The sequence below is a fragment of the Rhodococcus sp. DN22 genome (assembly GCF_036669995.1).
Lineage (GTDB): Bacteria > Actinomycetota > Actinomycetes > Mycobacteriales > Mycobacteriaceae > Rhodococcus_F > Rhodococcus_F erythropolis.
This window is the reverse complement of the sequence record NZ_CP133327.1, coordinates 187135-205227: the sequence shown is the minus strand read 5'-3', so window position 1 is coordinate 205227 and position 18093 is coordinate 187135. Positions and strand designations below refer to the sequence as shown.

The window sequence follows — 18093 nt, the reverse complement described above, 5'->3', positions numbered from 1 at the left end:
TGACGTTGGGTCTTTGTTGCAGTTTCTGCTCGCGACCCAACCCATCGGTGAGGTGCAGGTCGTTGACGGATGTAGCGAGATGCGTCAGCATGTTCGATCGCATCCGTTGCCGGCGAGCCGTGGCGACGATGCGATGTGGGCGCAGTCGGCGGCAGCTGCGATGGAGAAGCCGCAGCGGGCGAGATCAGGCTTGAAGTCGTCACCGCGTGGACCGAAGTCGCCGGTGCAGTCGTGGACGGCTGTTCTCAATGTCTCGGCGGACGCTTTTGTGGGAGCGGGCGGTGACGTGTCGGTGCTATCGACTGCCGTGATGAGCCGGCTCGGTATCGCCTCTGATGATGGTTCGTGGAGGTGGATCGCGTTGTCCTTCCCTGTTGTCGGAAGGTTTATGCGGCGGGTTCAGCTGGCAGCGACACCACTCGATAGTCGTGATCCGACGTGGAGTCTGCTCGGCCACGAGAGTTGGGCACCGCGTGTAGCTGCGGCCGTCGTGGCGGATGCTCAGCGAGGGTTTCTGCTCTGATGTTCCTGCACAATGGATCCGAGCAGTCTTAACTGCACAAGCAGCGAACAGGACGATCCGTCTTGCGTTCGACTGTCAAAGTAGCGGCTTGTCGATCTGTTCGCGGAGGATATCGCCGTGACCTGCGTGCCTGGCGAACTCTTGGATCATCAGAAGCAGCGTCCATCGCATGCTGACGGTCCCTTCTCGGGGAGTGTCCATGGTGTCGTCGAGGTCGAAGCGGGAGGCGATCGCACGTGACCGTTGGCTAGCGCGCTCGAACTCGGCGATGACATCTGCCAGCGACTCGTCGCCAGCTACAGCGAAGGTACCTTCGTCTCGTCGGGAGTAACCATCGCATTCAGATTCGCTGAGTCCTGCCCAAAACCGTTGGAACCATATCCGTTCCGCGGCTGCCGCATGTTTGATCAAGGAGATCGGTGTCGTCAGCGATACGACGAGTCGTTGCCGGGCATCGCTTTCAGAGAGTCCGCGCACGGTCTCGATCAGCGCTTCGCGGTTCCGGTCGAGCGTGTTCTCGATGATCGATCGCTCCGTTCCGGCAGTAATTATGTTGTTAAACATGGTCTTTCACTCGATTCAGTAAGATGGCCGGCCAAGGATCTGTCGCTCGGCATCAGGCGAGGAGGGTTACGCAAAACGGCAATTCGCTGGGCGGGAGAAGCGAAAGGCCCGGGCGGGCTGGGCGGATTCCTGGGATCGCCGCAACACGATGAATGTCCAGCGTACTGGAGTGCGCAATGGGGTGGGGGCGATCAGTAGATGGTGCCCATCGCAGTTCGGACTTCATCGAGGGTCTGTTGGGCGATTTCGTTCGCGCGTTGGCTTCCGGCACGCAGTACGTCGGCGACATGGCGGTGGTCTTGGGTGAGGTCGTTTCTGCGTTGCCGGTGAGGAGCGAGGAAGTCGTTCACGGTTGTGGTGGTGAGCTCTTTGAGAGCGCCAGCGCCGGCGTCTCCGATCTGGGCGGCGAGGTCATGCTCGCTGCGGCCCGAGCACAATGCTGCCGTGGTCAGCAGTGCGGATACCCCGGGGCGGTTGATCGGGTCGAAGGTGATGCGGCGTTGTGAGTCGGTCGGTGTCTTACGGATTGCCGCTGCGGTGTCGTCGGCGGTCATCGACAGTGTGATGGCGTTTCCGTAGCTCTTGGACATCTTTCTGCCGTCGAGTCCAGGTACTTCGGGGCTCGAGGTAAGCAGCGCTTGAGGTTCGGGGAAGACCGGGCCGTAGCGGTCGTTGAAGCGTCGCGCGATGACACGGGTCATTTCGACGTGTGGGAGGTTGTCTTTCCCGACTGGGACGAGGTTGCCTTTGCAGAAGAGTATGTCCGCGGCCTGATGGACCGGGTAGGTGAGCAGGAGACCGCTGAGGGCACGCCCGGAGGCGGCGTGTTCGGCCTTGACTGTCGGATTGCGGTGCAACTCGGCCTCGGTGACCAGGCTCAGGAATGGCAACACGAGTTGGTTCAGTGCGGGTATCGCGGAGTGGGTGAAGATCGTCGCTCGTTGCGGGTCGATGCCTGCGGCAAGGTAGTCCAGCACTGCGCTGTACACGTTGTCGCGGACTTCGCCGATGGCGTCGCGGTCGGTGATGACCTGGTAGTCCGCGAGGATGATGAAGGTGTCGACGCCGCGCTGGTGCAGGCGAACCCTTTCTGCGAGGGTGCCGAAGTAGTGTCCGAGATGCAGTGGGCCGGTGGGGCGTTCACCGGTCAGGACTCGGTATCGGCTCGGGTTTTCGGCGATGTCGTCGCGTAGACGGTCGCTGCGTGCGGTGGTGGTTTCGAGGGATGTCACTGTAGGGCTCCTGAATGGTCAGGGGCTGTACGGAACCTCGGGCTCGGCCGGAATTCGACTTGCGCGTGGGCTGCATACAGCCCACGACATGGTTAGACGGGCTGCGAGAGCAGCCGCCACCATGCCTGTCGGATCACGAACACCTGGTCAGGCTAGCAGTTCATCCGGTGTCGAACGATGGTGCAATTCGGTCGCGATGGCTATGGAGACAAGTTATCGAGCAAACCGCGGAGGCGATTTTCGGGTGTACTCCGACCGAGCATGTTGCGGGGCCGGTTGTTGAGCTCGGCGGCGACTGCATCGAGATGCTCGCGACCGTATGCCATATCCGCGCTTCCCGCCGACTACCCCTCGGCTCACCGAAGGCGCTCGGGCCGTATGTAGTTCATGAATCGCGGACAGCCTGCAGCGGTGAGGGAACGGAACGAGAAAGAATCGCCCGCAAAACTGCCACCTTACCTGGGCTTCTGCTTTGAGGCTTCTAGTGTGACCTCTGCCAACTTTCAGCGCAGAGCAACTCTCTCCGGAACTATTTCCACACGGTTGACGACAGCAATTGCGTTCGGTCGATCGGGAGTAGACCGTCGTCGTTCTTACGAAGCTTGGTGTAGATCTCTCGCATACTTCCCTTGTCAGGAAGATGGATGCCTCCAGCGGCTTTCTCGAGGATCGTGACCGTATTCACTAGTGCGATCCCTCCAACGGGCTTTCCCATTTGACGAAGTCGGCTCAAACGCCGGATCTCCGTTGTCGCCAAAGCGGCGCCGCCTTGATCGTCGATGATCACTGTGACTTGGTGCCCGGCTTCGGCGTGGACCACCGCGTGCGCGATAACCATGGTTTCACCGAGATCTTTTGCTGTCGCCAACCGTTGTTTCCACGGTTGCTGGCTGATGCGGCCCAGGACGGCGATCAGTTCGGGCGTCGGATCATCGGGAAGCACGTCCAGCAGTCGTGAGGGGATCTTGTTCCAGACTCTCTCCACCTGGGCGAAGCGGCGGTCCTTCGCTGACTTGCTGAGCACCTCGTTGCGGACCGTTTCCGGAGTGCTGATCGGGCCCGTCGTCGCGAGCAGCAGGCGTTCTTTGTTGATGGCGAGAAAGTTCAGTGCCGGTCCGGCGTCGATGATCGGCCGTACTGTCATCCGGCAGGATCCTCGTCACTGTCGTCGTCCTCCCAGTCGGTGAAGTCGACATCGACTGTGGGCAGCGCAGCGGCGGAGGCCCACTCCGTCTGATGTTCGATGGGAGTGATTCCGTCTTCGTTGAGGCTCTCGACGACATCGCCGACGGGGATTCCACGGAGTGTGGCCAAAGTTTGTGCGGGCACGACGTTCTCGATGTATCCATCGATCGCCCGAGCCAACAGTTTTTGCGGCGCTCGACGTGTGTCGGACTGTGTTTGAAGTGATTCGTACTGGTCAGCCCACCCAAACCGTGCTGCTATCTGCGGTGTGGTCATCGCCATCCATTGGTCTTTGATGGGTGAGTCGATGCAGCCTGCGTGGTGCATCGCGATAGCCGCCACCGCCGGAGACACGCCGAAAAGCTGAACGCAGGTCGAGAGTGTCCTGAGGTCAGCTGATGCGCCACCGACAATTTGCTTCACACCGGCGACCGGGATCAGCAGATGTCGAGCGAAGGCATCCGCCCGGATCTCATGGGGTGGGCGGTTGTCACCGGTGTCCTCGATGGCCCAGTCGCCGAACACGACGTGCGCTAGCTCGTGAGCCAATGTGGTGCGTTGACGCATAGGGTTTTTGGTTCGAGCTACGGCAATGAACACTGCGTCGCGCGTGCTGTCACGCATTGTGAGTCCGTGTTCGTCCCGGCCACCGTCGAGTACTGCGACGTCATTGCCTGTCGTCTGCTCGATGAGCGCGACGAGGTCGGCGAGTGGCTGGTTGCCGAGCCCATGCTCGCGGCGAAACTCCGCCGCTGCATCGCGGCCTTCGATTTCTGGGTTCACAGGCAAACGCCGATGCCCTGGTCTTCGAGGTAGGCGTCGAGTTCGAGGAAACGGATCAGCTGCTCGCGCATCTGCTCCATGTTCGCACCGTTGGTGGCCCTGGCCGCGTACTGGACGCGGTCGGCAACCGTAGAAGTGCCTGTCAGCTCCGCCAAGGTGCAGCCGGTGGCCATGGAGATGGCGAGTAGTTCGTTCGCTTTTGCTGGCCGGGCGTCGGTGATGATTCGCGAGAGGGTCGACTGCGAGATGCCGGCCTCCTCGGCTAGCTTGCGCTGGCTCGGGATGTTGGCGGCGAGCCTCGCCTTCTCGATCCGTGTGCCGGTCGAGGGTGTGGTCATGACAGATACCCTCCTGAATCAGTTTGTCGATGTTTGATTCAGTGTAGATGTGTCGAGGTCATCCGGGCAATAGTGACCTTCGACAACTTGTGGACGAACCCCCAATAACGAGTGCCAAACACTCGCGCTCAGCACCCGTTCGGCCGTTCACAAGCCGCCGGACAGTGCCCACAGAAACTCCGAAATTGAACGCCTCGGAGGTTGGACCAGCCACTCGCCCTGCGTTCAACGGCAGGGGTCAGCGTTCGATCAACTCGATCGGATGGTCGAGATCGTATTCACCGATATAAGCAAATACGCGATCATCTTCGGGGCCACTGCCTTCAACGTCGATGAAACCGATATCGGCGTCAATGCCCTCGGCATCTGCCCTACGAATGATGACGTGGAGACCGGCGTCATTGGCATCCAATCCGATCTGCCGAACTTCGACCTCCATTTCCCGCTTGTCCCCCATCGTCGACCGGAGCCGGATGAGGGAACCAATCATTCGGCCACTGAGGTCAGCGATCTGCAAGGCCTTCACAGATTGTTCGATCTTCTTACGTGCCATGCCTTTGGCCTCCTTCGCTTGCACTGCGGCTTCCGCCGCCCAGGCATCACTATCACGCGCTCACGGCGCGAGTGCGGCACTCAACCAGCGCCCGACCGTCGAGAATCGATGACGAGAGTTCACCGAAACATGCTGGAGAATAGTGAATCTCAGATCTCGACCTCAGCGATCTGAGATTCGAAATGATCGAGCACCACAATCCGCGCCGATGTGCCGTTGTCGATCAAGCGCTCCGCAATCGCCGCAGCAAACGCGGTGGCGCAGCCGGCTGCTGCCCCAGCCACAGTGCCCGACACATCGACGACGTGCGCAACGTCGAGCAACCCGAGGGCCGGAACCTCGCCAAGCAATCGCAGCTCGCGCGTGAATTCGTCGTCGGGTCCGGCCCCAATCACGGCTCGCACCGTATGCGTGGACAACACATCCCCTCCGTCGGAAGTCTCGGTGACGGTGACCTGGGCTTCGTCCGCCAAGTGGAGGGACAAAGGAGTTCGGCGGATCGGCAAATCAGCGCACAGACTGTCCGGCCGCGGGCTGTCCCTGCGTGTACCAGCCAACTTCGATTGAACGATGATCTGCATGTTGAACCTCCAACGAATCGTGCGGGTTCACGATGAGCCCGCGACGACTCGACAGTGCGCGTACGGCTCGCGTTGTGCGGCACCACCTTCTGCGTGCTGGCCGAAACATTGATGGTGCAACGTCGGGATCGTCTTGCCAGTGCCTCGGACAGGTTGTAGTTCGTCGCAGGCTCCCCACTGTTGGTCCTTTTGTTGGAGACAGCCTGGTCCACGCTGCCTGCGGCGACGATCAGATAATCAAGCACGCACTAAGCCTGAATCCACCGATAGAACTTCCATTGACCGGAGTGTCTAACTGAAGAAAGTGCCCCCTGAACTGGGATGATTTGAGTTCTCACGCAACAAATCCACCAGCTCAGGAAAGGCACTTCCAGTGAAAGTGTCCCACAAGTTCGTCGAAGATTCCGCAGTGTTCAACGAGAACCACATCGTCTCGTGCGCGGGACTGGTCCCGGTGATGACGTTGGCCGAGCAGACCAGGCTCACGGACCTCCTCGCCGAGAAGATCTCGATCACCGCCACGAAAATCGCATCCGGGGCAGCGAATCCGGCACCAAAATTGGTGACACTGATCGCCGGGATGTGCGCGGGCGCGGACAGCATCGACGACATCGACGTCCTTCGCTCCGGCGGCATGAAGGAGCTGTTCGGCAACGTCTACGCACCCTCCACTATCGGAACACTGCTGCGTGAGTTCACTTTCGGGCACAATCGCCAACTCGAATCAGTGCTGCGTGAACACCTCATCTCACTCGCCTCCCGCACCGATATTCTCCCCGGACTCGTCGATCACGCGTTCATTGACATCGATTCGCTGCTGCGCCCCGTTTACGGCCACGCCAAAGAAGGCGCCTCCTACGGACATGCAAAAATCGCCGGAAAGCAGGTCCTCCGCAAAGGACTCTCACCGCTCGCAACGATACTCAGCACCGCCGATTCCGCACCGGTCATCACCGGGATGCGGCTACGAGCAGGCAAAGCCGCATCGGGTAAAGGCGCAGGCCGGATGGTCACCCAAGCCATCGTCACCGCCCGAAAAGCGGGTGCGGTCGGCACGATCCTCGTTCGTGGCGATTCTGCCTACGGCACCCGCTCCGTCGTGACCGCTTGCTTGCGCTCAAAGGTCGAATTCTCGGTCGTGATGGCCAAGAACACCGCCGTCGCGCGGGCAATCGATTCGATTGCCGAAGACGCCTGGACACCCGTGAAGTATCCCGGCGCGGTACGAGACCCCGAGACCGGTGACTGGATTTCCGATGCCGAAGTCGCCGAAACCACTTACACCGCTTTCACTTCCACCAAGACCCCGGTCGCCGCCCGGCTGATTGTGCGCCGCGTCAAAGACGCACGATTCCCGGATACGTTGTTTCCCGTCTGGCGGTATCACCCCTTTTTCACCAACACCACCCGGCTCACCGCCGACGCAGATGTCACACACCGCCGGCACGCGATTATCGAAACCGTGTTCGCTGATCTCATCGACGGGCCACTTGCACACATGCCATCGGGGAAGTTCGGGGCAAACTCCGCCTGGGTGTTGTGCGCGGCGATCGCCCACAATCTGCTTCGGGCAACCGGCGTTCTTGCCGGCGACCGGCATTCACATTCCCGCGGGGCCACGCTCCGACGCAAGATCGTCAACATCCCCGCTCGATTGACTCGACCGCAACGAAAACCGATCCTGCGACTGCCCACTCACTGGCCGTGGACCGCTGTGTGGCTTCGACTGTGGGCCAACACTATCGGGTACAGCCCGCCACCCATCACTTGAAATCTGACCGAATCGCCGACAGCGGCCCGACACTCGTCAATCGTGGAAAAGCTGGGTAGACCAGCGGTCACGCCCTGCCTGGAAACAGTTCTTGCTCGTGTCGTCGATTCGGATCAACTTTCACAAGCTCATCGGTGGATTCAGGCTAAACCTTCGATCGAACGCACCGCATCGGAGCAACGGAGTATGGCCGCCGAACAGGTACACCCGACTCGTCAGGAGAGTTCGATACTCGCCGCCCGCACGAAACAGCGATTCGAGGCGGTCACAACTCTCAAGAACGAAGGCATAGGAATCGATGCGATCGCACGGCAACTCGGACTGGCACGGGAGACCGTCCGCCGTTTCTACTACGCAAGCAGTGTCGATGAATTGTTGGGGGCGCCGCGGGCCGGCCGGCCAACTATGTTGGACGAGTTCGCCGAATACCTTCACGAGCGTTTCAATGACGGCCATGCCTCCGCTGCTGTACTTTACGAAGAACTTCGAGCATTGGGATATCGCGGCAGCTACAGCTCCGTCCGGGATTACCTTCGTCCGTTTCGCAGAATAGGGGCAGCACCACCGTCCACACCGAAAGTGCCGAAGGTGCGGCGGATCACGTCGTGGATGCTGCGTCACCCCGACAACCTCACCGACGACGAGCAGATCAGGCTCAAGCAGGTTCTCGCCAGCTGTCCACATCTCGAAGCAACTGCAGGCCATGTCAAGTCGTTTGCGGAGATGCTCATCGAACGCCTTGGCAAACAATTGAACTCGTGGATGTCTGCCGTCTCGGCAGATGATCTGCCGCACTTGCATCGCTTCGTCCGAGGTCTCGACACCGACCATGCAGCCGTCCGAAACGGGCTGACCCTGCCGCATAGTTCCGGCGCCGTCGAAGGCCACGTGAACCGAATCAAGATGCTCAAACGACAAATGTATGGGCGCGCTGGATTCGACTTGCTTCGCAAACGAATACTCCTCAGCGGCTGAAACTTTCAAAATCGATCACGGAAAGTGGGCCAGAACCACTTTTCAACCGTCGTCAACACTATTGAAACACGATGCGTGAAATCGTTGCGGCGATCAGCGCTGGCCGCTTGGCACCTTCGATTTCGAGGGTATGCTCCAGCTGGATCTGAAGTGCCCCGCCGTGTACTTCCTCGACAGAAGCCAATGTTGAACGTAGACGAACCTGCGCACCGACTAGTACAGGGTTGACGAATCTTACTTTGTTCGATCCATAGTTGACGATCAGCTTGGCACCTTCGATCGTGTAAATCTGTGCTGCAAGTGTAGGCAACAGGGCCAAACTCAGGTATCCGTGCGCTATCGGACCGCCGAAAGGACTTTCCGCGGTGGCGCGTTCGACATCGATGTGAATCCACTGGTGGTCGCCTGTAGCTTCTGCGAATTGGTCGACCATGTTCTGGGTGATGGCCTTCCAGTCGCTCGTACCCAGATCGTCACGGACGGCGGCGTGTAGTTCCTCGGGTGTCCTAAATGTTCGCATGCTTATCGAGTTCCTCTATCAGTGTCAGTGGATGTTTTCAAACACCGCAGCAAGTCCCTGTCCACCGCCGATACACATAGTCTCCAAGCCGTACCTCACATCTCGCCGCCGCATCTCACGAAGCAACGTCGCGAGTATCCGGCCGCCCGTTGCCCCCACCGGGTGTCCCAGCGAAATACCCGAACCATGCGGGTTCAGTCGCTGATCGTCGGGTTCAACTCCCCAGGTACGCAGCACCGCCAGCGTCTGCGCTGCGAACGCTTCGTTCAACTCGATCACATCCATGTCGGCCAACGTCAAGCCCGCACGACTAAGCGCTTTCTCGGATGCCGGCACGGGTCCGATGCCCATGGTCCGGGGAGGCACACCGGCCAGTCCCCAACTCACCAACCGTGCCAGGGGCCGGAGACCGAGTTCGGCTGCCCGACCCGGAGTGGTCACGATGGCAAGGGCGGCTCCGTCGTTCTGTCCACTTGCGTTGCCCGCGGTGACAGTCGAGTCCGGATCGATCTTCGACCTTATCGGACGGAGCTTGGCCAGACCCTCGACAGAGGTGTCGGCACGCGGGTGCTCGTCGGTGTCGACCAGAAGTGGCTCGCCGCGCCGCTGCGGAATCGGCACTACCGCGATCTCTTCGGCGAACACGCCGTTCTTCTGTGCTGTAACCGCACGCTGGTGCGATTGCACCGCGAGTGCGTCCTGATCTGCACGGCTGATGGAGAACTCTGCACGTAGGTGCTCGGCGGTTTCGATCATCCCGCCGAGCACCGGGAAGTTCGTCCCGCCTGCGGTGACACGGGCCCGTGCCAATCGATCGCTCAACACTACCGATTCGGCCTTAACGCCCCACCGCATGCCGGTGGCATAGAACTCGGCCTGACTCATGCTTTCGACTCCCCCGGCGAGGACCAGATCGCTGCCACCCGACTGCACTTGCATGCACGCTTGCAGAACAGCCTGTAGGCCGGAGCCGCATCGTCGGTCGACCTGCTGACCGGGTACCTCGATCCCGAGGCCGGTGTCGAGTGCTGCGACGCGTCCGATGGCCGGTGACTCTCCGTTCGGTGACGCTTGTCCGAGAATGACGTCGTCGATCACGGTCCCGTCCAGTCCGGTGCGGGCGCACAGTTCCTTGATCACGATGGCAGCGAGTTCCTGCGGTGCGACGTCGCGGAATACTCCCCCGAAGCGTCCGACTGGTGTGCGCAGCGGTTCGCAGATGACGGCGTTTGGCATGAATTTCCTTCTTGGATGCGTGGATCGAGCAATTGAGACCGGCGGCGGTCGCTACATGTAGCGTCCGCCGGTGACCTCGGAGACCGTTCCGGTCATGTACGAGGACAGGTCAGAGGCATAGAACAGGGCGACCGACGCCACCTCACGGGGGTCACCGGCACGCTGCATCGGGATTTCCGACATCTTTTGATCCCATGCCTTCTGCGGCATCGCTTCGGTCATCGCCGTCTTGATCAAACCCGGCTGAATCACATTCACTCGGACACCGAGGTGCGCAACTTCTTTCGCTGCTGCCTTGGACAGGCCGACGATTCCGGCTTTCGCGGCCGAGTAGTTGCTCTGGCCGATAAAGCCCACCTTCGCTGAAATCGAGGACAGATTGATGATTGATCCCCCGCCGTTTTCGCGCATGACGCCGGCCGCGATCCGCGTGCCGTTCCAACACCCTTTCAGGTGCACGTCGATGACCTGATCGAACTGATCCTCGGTCATCTTCCGCATGGTTGCATCACGGGTGATCCCCGCATTGTTGACCATGATGTCAATCGACCCGAACGAAGAAGCGGCACTGTCCACCAAGGCTTGCACGTCTTCGGCGGAGGTCACGTTGCAACGCACCCCGACGGCGTCCGTAGGTAGAGCGGCGGCGGCTTCTTTCGCTTTCGTTTCGTCGAGATCGCCGATCACGATGTTCGCCCCGTTTTCGGCGAACAGTGTCGCGATCGCGAGACCGATGCCCTGGGCACCGCCGGTGATGACGGCTGTACGCCCTGAAATCATGAATTGTCCTGTTCTGAAGTGTGATTGGGATAGTCGTATCACCGAACGAGGTCGGTGTCGAAAGCAGGGTCCTGCACGGCGACGCCTTCACGCAGCATGGTGTCCACCGTGTCCGGATCCTGCCCGGATTCGATCAACAACGAGCGTGTGTGCTGCCCCAGTGCGGGAACGTCGCCCATGCGTGCCTCGAAGTCAGCGAACGTCGCCGGTGGCAGCAAAGCCCGTGCGGTCGAGTGTTCGGTGCCGACGGTCCGCCAACGGTCGCGTTCGACGATCTGCGGATGCTCGATGACTTGCCTCATCTGTTTCACCTGGGCCGCAGGGATGCCGGCGGCAGCCAACTTCGTGTCGAGATCTGTTGTCGTGAACAACGATGTGCGTGCGGCGACGACGGCATCGCATTCAGCGCGGTTCTGGACGCGTAAAACATTAGTGGCGAAGCGCAGGTCTTCGGCCATCTCCGGAATTCCTAGTACGTCAGTGACGAGGGTCTGCCAACCGCGATCGTTCTGGACGCCGATCAGTATCTGTCCGTCCTGGGTCGGATATGCATCGTACGGGGCGATGGAGCTGTGACTGACACCCATCCGCGGAGGCTGCGCGCCGGTGTACATCTGTGTGTACATCGCGTGCCCCAACCACTCCACCGTCGAGTCGAGCATCGAGATGTCGATCGTCGCACCAGCACCCGTGCGCCCACGCCTGAGCAATGCCGCAAGCACTGCTTGAGCGCAATACATGCCAGTAGCGATGTCGGCCGTAGGTACTCCCGTCTTGGCGGGTTCGTCCGGTGTTCCGGTAATGGAAATCAAGCCCGCTTCGGCCTGGATCAGCATGTCGTAGGACTTGCGATCCTGCATCGGCCCACCCTTACCGAATCCAGACATGTTGACGACGACCAGACTCGGCTTCGTCGCGCGTAATTCGTTCGCGCCGAATCCGAGTCGCTCTGAAGCACCAGGGGCAAGATTTTGTACGAAAACGTCCGCGTTCTCGATCAGCCGGTGGACGATACTGCGACCTCGGTTTGATTTGAGATCAATGGCGAGGGATTCCTTGCCTCGGTTGAGCCACACGAAGTGCGCACCCGTTCCATGCACTGCATGGTCGTAGCCACGTGCCAGATCACCTCCGTCGGTCCGTTCGATCTTGATCACTCGGGCACCAAGATCGGCGAGGTTTCTGGTTGCAAGGGGTGCTGCGACGGCCTGTTCGATCGCCACGACGGTGAACCCCTCGAGTGGTGCGTTCACTTGCTGCGCTTCTGCTGCGCGCGAATCAATCCGCCTCCGACGATCAGGCGCTGAATTTCGCTCGTGCCCTCGTACAAGCGAAGTAGCCGAACGTCACGATAGATCCGCTCGACCGGAACCTCCCGCATATACCCTGCCCCGCCATGGATTTGGACAGCCAGATCAGCGACCTTGCCGACCATTTCGGTGCAGAACAGTTTCACGGCCGATGGAGCTATCCACCGATCGGTGTCCTCGACCCAGGCCCTCGCTGCCTCACGGACCATGGCCCGGCCCGCCATGACCCCAATCTGTTGGTCGGCGATCATCGCCTGAACTAGCTGGAAGTTTCCGATTGGTTCGCCACCCTGAGTCGATGCTGCTGCGTGCGCGACGGACTCGTCGAGCGCACGTTGCGCCTGGCCGACAGCGAGTGCCGCGATGTGCACACGTCCGCGTGCCAGCGAGGTCATCGCCGCCTTGTATCCGATGTCTCCCTTTCCGCCGACCAGTGACTCGGCGTCGACCTTCACGTCGGTGAACGTCACGTCCGCAGTGCCCGACCCTTGCTGGCCCATCTTGGCGTCCTTGACCCCGATCTCGATCCCGGCAGTATCTGCCGGGACAAGGAAGACTGCGATACCGTTTCCGCTCTCCGGCTTCGGATCCAGCTTGGCGAAGACGACAAACATGTCGGCGATGGGCGCATTGGTGATGTATCGCTTGTTGCCGTTGATCATCCAGCCCGAGCCGTCTGCCTTGGCGGTCGTCCTGAGCCCTGCGGGGTTCGATCCTGCCCCGTCCTCGGTCAGCGCAAACGAGGCGACGATGTCACCGGCGGCCATGCCCGGTAGCCACTGCGCTTTCTGATCCTCGGTTCCGAACCCGACGAGGACCTGCCCGGCGATACCGTTGTTGGTTCCGAACATCGAGCGGAGTGCCAGCGAGGTGTAGCCGAGTTCCATGGCAAGCTCGACATCCTGAATGAGGTTGAGGCCCAAGCCGCCCCACTTCTGGGGTATCGAAAAACCGAACAAGCCCATCTCTGCAGACTGTGTCCGTATATCGGCAGGTATTGCGTCGGTGTTCATGATCTCGAGTTCCCGCGGAACCACCCACGACCGCACGAAGTGTGAAATCTGCTTCAGCACGTCGGAGAAGACATCGTCGGGTACTTCGGGGTTCAGCGTTTCCATACGAGAACTATCAACCCCACCATTACTGTCAGTCCAATACTTAATTGATACTTGTGTATTACCGTAGATGCAATAAAGGAGTCCCTGGATGGATGTCGAACAACTTCGCGCGTTCCTCGCCGTCGCCGAGGAGCTTCACTTCGGTCGCGCCGCGGCCCGACTGCATGTGGCGCAGCCGCCCCTCAGTCGCACCATCAAACAACTCGAAAAGCATCTGGGTGCAAGACTGTTCGATCGAAATACCCGTTCCGTGAAATTGACGGCCAGCGGTCAGGCATTGATCGAACCTGCACGCGCAGTCCTCGAAGGTTTGCGTAGCGCGGAAGACGCAGTCAAGTCGGCCGCCGGCGGCGAGAGTGGTTTGGTGCGAATCGCGTTCGCCGGCGTCTCGACGCATCGCATGGTCGCGCGGCTTGCCCGCATCGTGCGCTCTGAGCATCCAGGTATCGAGTTGGAACTTTCCAGCCAGAACTTCGCTCAGCCAGCCATGAAGAGGCTGCTCAGCGGGGACACCGACATAGCGTTGGGTAGGTGGGATGTCATTCCTGCGAGCGTGGAGTCCGAGGTGGTACTAGTCGACCATCTGGTCGTGGCAGTGGCCGACACACACACGTTGGCCGGTGCGACTCGGGTCGATATCGACCGACTCGCGAACGAGCAGTTCATCTCACTGCCGTTCCACGAAGGATCTGTCCTTCCTGATCGGCTGCGCCGACTCGCCGTCGCCCGCGGGTTCGTCGCCGATGTCGTTCAGATCGCACCGGACACCCAGACCGCTCTGGCTCTGGTGGCGGCCGAGGTCGGCTGTCACCTGACGTTGTCGTCGGTGGCGGACAACGTCACCGACCCTCATGTGGTTTTCGTGCCGCTATGTGATTCGACGGCAGACGTGGACATGCGGGCAGCGTGGCGGAGAGACAGTACTAACCCAGCGCTGCGAGTGGTCCTGCAATACGTCATCGGTCTCCGGCAGCACTGAGACTAGATGCCGAGTTTTCAGTCTCAGGAGCGCGGCGAGCGCCATCGCTTCCGGACACGGTCAGCTGGCCACTGTTCCAGAGCTCTTGCCGCCAGGTTCCTCGCTGATAGAGGTATCGTCGCGCGGAAATCGCGCATTCTGCGGATCGTCGATACCGAACAATGACGTTCCGAGGGGTCAGCTACGAATCTTCAACGCCCGCATCTTCCTGTACAGGGTGGTACGGCCGATCCCTAACAGTCCCGCCGCCAACGACTTGTTCCCATTCGTTTCCGACAATGCCCGGTTGATTGCATCACGCTCCGCTTCTTCGTAGCGGCTCAGGGACGGCGTTGACGATCCGCGGGCATGAGTGGACGTCGCCGTGAAATTGCCCGTTGATCCGTGGTCGCGGTCGGGTAACGGATCAGGCGACGCCGAGGGTGCATCGTCGCGTCGTCGCCAATCCAGACCCATCACTGCATCCTCGGACGCAGACTCTGCATCGCTCGGATCAGTGAATTCGAGCGCGAAGATCGCGTCCTGCCCTGCTCGCCCTAATCGGCGGACGGTTGCCTCGGTGCCGAGAGTCGGTAGCTCGAGACGCATGCTGTCCTCATCCCACCGATACCGGCGCAAGGTGTCCCACAACCCTGCGTGTGCTTCCGCGTCGAAGTGCGCGAGAGCCGGGAGGTCGGTCATCACGGTTCCTGAGTTCATCACCAGTACCGGATTCTTGGAGGTGCGCAAGTTGCGATATGTGCGCGCCAGCTCGAGATCTCGCGAATCGGCCATGAGTTCGAGGGCTTCGGAAATCTCGTACCCGGCTTGCCGGACCATCGACACCATCAGGGGACTGGCCGAATCGACATGAGATGCGATGGACAGCGATCCGACGATTCTGCCCGTGATCGGATGCTTGATAGGCGTTCCGGCACATGCCAGGGATGCAAGCGCGTCGTTGAAGTGTTCTGTTCCGCGGACGAACACTACTCCGCGTGCTTCGATCGGCGTGCCCAAACCGTTGGTGCCCAGGGCTTGCTCGGAGAAGTCGAAACCTTCGACAGCGTTGGCGCGGTCCAGGGAGGGCTCGTCCTGCGGGTCGACGATGCGGCGTGAGACTATGCGACCTGCCTCGTCGGCCAAAAACAGGGTCATACGCGAATCGGTCAGGTTGGTCTGCCACTGGTCGAGAATGCGACCAGCAGCGCGCAGGATGGCTGTGTCGGGATCTATTTCGCCGACTATGTGAGGACCTGCTGCCGGGTCCACGCTCAGCGAGACCGAACGGCGCCAACTCTGCTCGATTTCGTGCGCGACAAGCGATGCAGGCAGCGAAGCCCGCACGAGCCCCTGAGTGATCAGTTGCTCGCGCGCGCGTCGTACGGCGTCGTCGCGGTGTGCGCGGTCGCTCACTTTTCTAGTGTGGAGCAGTAAGGACGATGCGTCCAGCAACGCCACCTGCCGTGAGCTCATCCAATGCGCGGGTGACCTCCGCTGCCGACAGGGCACGCTCGGCTATCGGAATGGTGGGGATCTGCCCCGTTTGGGCGATCCGAACGAGGTCTCGCAGTTGGTCGAGCGTTCCGACGAAACTGCCTTCGAGGCGAATCATGCGCAAAGCGAGTAGTGCCGTGGGGACGGTGAATTCGCCGCCGAAGAGTCCGACCTGCACCATGATTCCTGCCTTGGCCAACACCTCGAACGCCAGTGTTGCGGTGGCTCCATTGTTGACGAAGTCGATGACCGCCCCGGCCGGCCCTCCCACAGCGCGTCGAACGTCGCGCGCTGTTGTATCCGAACCCGAGAGCACGGTGGCCGATGCGCCCATGTCGCGAGCGAGGGACAGGTTCTGATCTGCGCGGTCGACCGCGCAGATCGCCCGATGTCCTCGCGCACGCAGGATCGCGATAGCTGTCAGCCCTAGCCCGCCCGCACCGAAAACGACGACCGGCTCGTCCGGTTCGAGCGGAAGGATCCTGTCGACCGCACTGTGGGCCGTCAATCCTGAACAGGCAAGCGTCGCAGCCCAACTCGGATCCAGTCCGTCGATGTCGACGAGGTATTTCGCGTCGGGAACGAGGACGTATTCGGCGTACCCGCCGTGACGGGCAACACCGAGGTTTCTTCCTGTGGCGCAACTGTTGTCATGGCCTGATCGGCACTGGCGGCATTCGCCGCATCCGATCCACGGATAGATCAAGCGGACATCACCAGGGCGTACAGTGTCCACGGCTTCGCCTACCTGCTCTACGATGCCGACGACTTCGTGGCCGAGCACCATGGGGTATTCGACGCCACGGTCTTTCATGTTCATCATCCCTTTGCTGCCGAGGTCATAGCCACCCTCGCGTAGGTGTGTGTCGGTGTGACACACACCGGCTCTCAGCACCCGCAGAAGAACGCTGCTCCCTTCAGGCGCCGGCACGGGGACCTCCACTTCGTGGATCGTCGTATCGTCGGGAAACACTGCATATGCGCGCATGAACAAGCACCTCTTCGGGTGGAAGGAATGTGGCGGTGTCCTCATCATGACCACGCATCCTGACTGCCGACTGTTTCATAACGGAACACAGGTGTCGTGCATTGTGCTCCTACGTTGGTTCTAGAAGGGAGTGCTGCCCGTCACAAAACTTCCAGTGTGTGGCACGCCCGACATATCAGACCGCGGCCGATTTCCTTTTCGCCGTGACGAGCCCAGGAGAACCCATGAGCACCGCCGTTGCCAGCGATTCGAACGCCACACATGATGACAGCACCGATGACGTACTGCGAGAACTCTATGCCGATTGGTCTGAGATCATGTCGAGCACACCGGATCTGACGATCCGTCTACTGCGTTCGATCTTCGACGAGTGGCACCAACCGACCGTAGAACCCGAAGGGGTGACTTACCGCGAAGACACTGTCGGCGGCGTCCCCGGCATCTGGTGCTTGCCCGAAGGAGCAGATCGGTCGAAAGTTCTGCTCTACACCCACGGTGGAGGTTTCGCCGTCGGCTCCGCATCGAGCCACCGCAAACTTGCTGGCCACGTCGCTAAAGCGCTCGGATCGGCCAGTCTCGTGCTCGACTACCGGCGCGCCCCGGAACACACACATCCCGCGCAGATCGAGGACGGTGTCGCAGCGTTCGACGCGCTCGTGGCTTCCGGCATCACCGCTCGTGATATCACCACCATCGGTGATTCGGCAGGCGGGAACCTGGCTATCGCCATCGCTCTGGCCCTCGCCGACCAAGGCAAAAGTGGCCCTGGCAGTGTCATTGCCTTCTCCCCCTGGCTGGACATGGAGAACAAAGGCCAGACTCTGGTCACCAACAACGACACCGATGCGCTGATCACACCAGAGTTGTTGGAAGGCATGATCTCCGGCGTTCTCGGAGGCACCGTCGACCCGACCACTCCACTCGCGAACCCGCTGCACGCCGACTTCGCAGGCTTCCCACGGCTGTATCTCACGGCTGGCAGCGTTGAATCACTCCTCGACAATGCCACCCGAGTGGCCGAACGCGCCGAAGCTGCCGGTGTCGATGTCACCCTTTCGATCGGGGAAGGGCAGCAGCATGTCTACCCGTTTCTGGCCGGCCGTTCCCCGCTTGTTGCCGAGGAATTTGCGCAGCTATCCGCCTGGTACCACGCCTGAACTTTCATTCCTCGTAACGACCAA

The 18093-nt window shown here is 60.7% G+C and carries 19 protein-coding genes; 5 read left to right on the top strand and 14 right to left on the bottom strand.

All coding sequences use genetic code 11. From position 1 onward, the window contains the following. Nucleotides 1-79 precede the first annotated feature (79 nt). Entirely contained in the window at nt 80-523 is a 444-nt protein-coding gene (locus RA302_RS31035) for a hypothetical protein (protein ID WP_143542642.1), read from the top strand. Nucleotides 524-598: 75 nt separating this feature from the next. On the opposite strand, the gene RA302_RS31030 is transcribed toward RA302_RS31035, so the two are convergent. The 7 genes from RA302_RS31030 to RA302_RS31000 all read right to left on the bottom strand — a co-directional run bounded on the left by RA302_RS31030 (nt 599) and on the right by RA302_RS31000 (nt 5759). Continuing rightward, nucleotides 599-1087, bottom strand: a complete 489-nt coding sequence (locus RA302_RS31030) for a DinB family protein (protein WP_064112179.1) — start codon at nt 1085-1087, stop codon at nt 599-601. Nucleotides 1088-1278: 191 nt separating this feature from the next. Then, nucleotides 1279-2319: a tryptophan--tRNA ligase gene (trpS, locus tag RA302_RS31025; protein WP_064112177.1), complete on the bottom strand. Its 1041-nt coding sequence runs from the start codon at nt 2317-2319 to the stop codon at nt 1279-1281. A gap of 529 nt (nt 2320-2848) precedes the next feature. Next, nucleotides 2849-3463 (bottom strand): PIN domain-containing protein, encoded by a 615-nt coding sequence (locus RA302_RS31020; RefSeq protein ID WP_075835704.1) that lies wholly within the window; start codon nt 3461-3463, stop codon nt 2849-2851. Beyond that, entirely contained in the window at nt 3460-4287 is an 828-nt protein-coding gene (locus tag RA302_RS31015; RefSeq protein ID WP_064112289.1) for an ImmA/IrrE family metallo-endopeptidase, read from the bottom strand. Before RA302_RS31015 ends, RA302_RS31020 begins: the two co-directional genes overlap by 4 nt. After that, nucleotides 4284-4625: a helix-turn-helix transcriptional regulator gene (locus tag RA302_RS31010; RefSeq protein ID WP_064112288.1), complete on the bottom strand. Its 342-nt coding sequence runs from the start codon at nt 4623-4625 to the stop codon at nt 4284-4286. Before RA302_RS31010 ends, RA302_RS31015 begins: the two co-directional genes overlap by 4 nt. Before the next feature lie 238 nt (nt 4626-4863). Continuing rightward, the gene (locus RA302_RS31005) at nt 4864-5178 is read right to left on the bottom strand and encodes a hypothetical protein (protein ID WP_047269115.1); all 315 of its coding nucleotides are present in this window, start codon (nt 5176-5178) and stop codon (nt 4864-4866) included. A gap of 149 nt (nt 5179-5327) precedes the next feature. After that, complete coding sequence (locus RA302_RS31000) at nt 5328-5759, bottom strand: hypothetical protein (protein ID WP_047269116.1); 432 nt, start codon at nt 5757-5759, stop codon at nt 5328-5330. Between the two features lie 373 nt (nt 5760-6132). Between RA302_RS31000 and RA302_RS30995 the strand changes: the two genes are divergently transcribed. Together RA302_RS30995 and RA302_RS30990 are read left to right on the top strand one after the other, a co-directional pair. Beyond that, entirely contained in the window at nt 6133-7530 is a 1398-nt protein-coding gene (locus RA302_RS30995; RefSeq protein WP_075835702.1) for an IS1380 family transposase, read from the top strand. A 186-nt stretch (nt 7531-7716) separates the two neighbouring features. Continuing rightward, entirely contained in the window at nt 7717-8505 is a 789-nt protein-coding gene (locus RA302_RS30990) for a transposase (RefSeq protein ID WP_338481182.1), read from the top strand. 58 nt (nt 8506-8563) lie between these two features. On the opposite strand, the gene RA302_RS30985 is transcribed toward RA302_RS30990, so the two are convergent. From RA302_RS30985 to RA302_RS30965, 5 genes are read right to left on the bottom strand one after another with little or no spacing between them, the layout of a single operon-like run. After that, nucleotides 8564-9025: a MaoC family dehydratase gene (locus RA302_RS30985; protein ID WP_075836538.1), complete on the bottom strand. Its 462-nt coding sequence runs from the start codon at nt 9023-9025 to the stop codon at nt 8564-8566. A gap of 24 nt (nt 9026-9049) precedes the next feature. Next, nucleotides 9050-10261: an acetyl-CoA C-acetyltransferase gene (locus RA302_RS30980; protein WP_075836536.1), complete on the bottom strand. Its 1212-nt coding sequence runs from the start codon at nt 10259-10261 to the stop codon at nt 9050-9052. Between the two features lie 51 nt (nt 10262-10312). Then, nucleotides 10313-11041, bottom strand: a complete 729-nt coding sequence (fabG, locus tag RA302_RS30975) for a 3-oxoacyl-ACP reductase FabG (RefSeq protein ID WP_075836534.1) — start codon at nt 11039-11041, stop codon at nt 10313-10315. Nucleotides 11042-11079: 38 nt separating this feature from the next. Further along, complete coding sequence (locus tag RA302_RS30970) at nt 11080-12294, bottom strand: CaiB/BaiF CoA-transferase family protein (protein ID WP_075836532.1); 1215 nt, start codon at nt 12292-12294, stop codon at nt 11080-11082. Continuing rightward, nucleotides 12291-13469 carry an acyl-CoA dehydrogenase family protein gene (locus RA302_RS30965; RefSeq protein WP_230074794.1) on the bottom strand — a complete coding sequence of 393 codons (1179 nt, stop codon included), beginning with the start codon at nt 13467-13469 and terminating at the stop codon, nt 12291-12293. Before RA302_RS30965 ends, RA302_RS30970 begins: the two co-directional genes overlap by 4 nt. Before the next feature lie 88 nt (nt 13470-13557). Between RA302_RS30965 and RA302_RS30960 the strand changes: the two genes are divergently transcribed. Beyond that, nucleotides 13558-14448 carry a LysR substrate-binding domain-containing protein gene (locus RA302_RS30960; protein ID WP_075836528.1) on the top strand — a complete coding sequence of 297 codons (891 nt, stop codon included), beginning with the start codon at nt 13558-13560 and terminating at the stop codon, nt 14446-14448. Nucleotides 14449-14625: 177 nt separating this feature from the next. Here the strand turns inward: RA302_RS30960 and RA302_RS30955 are convergent, their stop codons facing one another. Then, the gene (locus tag RA302_RS30955; protein WP_075836526.1) at nt 14626-15843 is read right to left on the bottom strand and encodes a helix-turn-helix domain-containing protein; all 1218 of its coding nucleotides are present in this window, start codon (nt 15841-15843) and stop codon (nt 14626-14628) included. Nucleotides 15844-15847: 4 nt separating this feature from the next. Further along, nucleotides 15848-16912 carry an alcohol dehydrogenase gene (locus RA302_RS30950; protein ID WP_338481181.1) on the bottom strand — a complete coding sequence of 355 codons (1065 nt, stop codon included), beginning with the start codon at nt 16910-16912 and terminating at the stop codon, nt 15848-15850. Between the two features lie 224 nt (nt 16913-17136). Between RA302_RS30950 and RA302_RS30945 the strand changes: the two genes are divergently transcribed. After that, nucleotides 17137-18069 (top strand): alpha/beta hydrolase fold domain-containing protein, encoded by a 933-nt coding sequence (locus tag RA302_RS30945; protein WP_075836524.1) that lies wholly within the window; start codon nt 17137-17139, stop codon nt 18067-18069. Nucleotides 18070-18093: the final 24 nt, after the last annotated feature.

Coding starts and splice junctions, on each gene's coding strand:
- RA302_RS31035 (WP_143542642.1), top strand. CDS start 80: ATGCGTCAGCATGTTCGATCGCATCCGTTGCCGGCGAGCCGTGGCGAC.
- RA302_RS31030 (WP_064112179.1), bottom strand. CDS start 1,087: ATGTTTAACAACATAATTACTGCCGGAACGGAGCGATCGATCATCGAG.
- RA302_RS31020 (WP_075835704.1), bottom strand. CDS start 3,463: ATGACAGTACGGCCGATCATCGACGCCGGACCGGCACTGAACTTTCTC.
- RA302_RS31010 (WP_064112288.1), bottom strand. CDS start 4,625: ATGACCACACCCTCGACCGGCACACGGATCGAGAAGGCGAGGCTCGCC.
- RA302_RS31005 (WP_047269115.1), bottom strand. CDS start 5,178: ATGGCACGTAAGAAGATCGAACAATCTGTGAAGGCCTTGCAGATCGCT.
- RA302_RS31000 (WP_047269116.1), bottom strand. CDS start 5,759: ATGCAGATCATCGTTCAATCGAAGTTGGCTGGTACACGCAGGGACAGC.
- RA302_RS30990 (WP_338481182.1), top strand. CDS start 7,717: ATGGCCGCCGAACAGGTACACCCGACTCGTCAGGAGAGTTCGATACTC.
- RA302_RS30985 (WP_075836538.1), bottom strand. CDS start 9,025: ATGCGAACATTTAGGACACCCGAGGAACTACACGCCGCCGTCCGTGAC.
- RA302_RS30980 (WP_075836536.1), bottom strand. CDS start 10,261: ATGCCAAACGCCGTCATCTGCGAACCGCTGCGCACACCAGTCGGACGC.
- fabG (WP_075836534.1), bottom strand. CDS start 11,041: ATGATTTCAGGGCGTACAGCCGTCATCACCGGCGGTGCCCAGGGCATC.
- RA302_RS30965 (WP_230074794.1), bottom strand. CDS start 13,469: ATGGAAACGCTGAACCCCGAAGTACCCGACGATGTCTTCTCCGACGTG.
- RA302_RS30960 (WP_075836528.1), top strand. CDS start 13,558: ATGGATGTCGAACAACTTCGCGCGTTCCTCGCCGTCGCCGAGGAGCTT.
- RA302_RS30950 (WP_338481181.1), bottom strand. CDS start 16,912: ATGCGCGCATATGCAGTGTTTCCCGACGATACGACGATCCACGAAGTG.
- RA302_RS30945 (WP_075836524.1), top strand. CDS start 17,137: ATGAGCACCGCCGTTGCCAGCGATTCGAACGCCACACATGATGACAGC.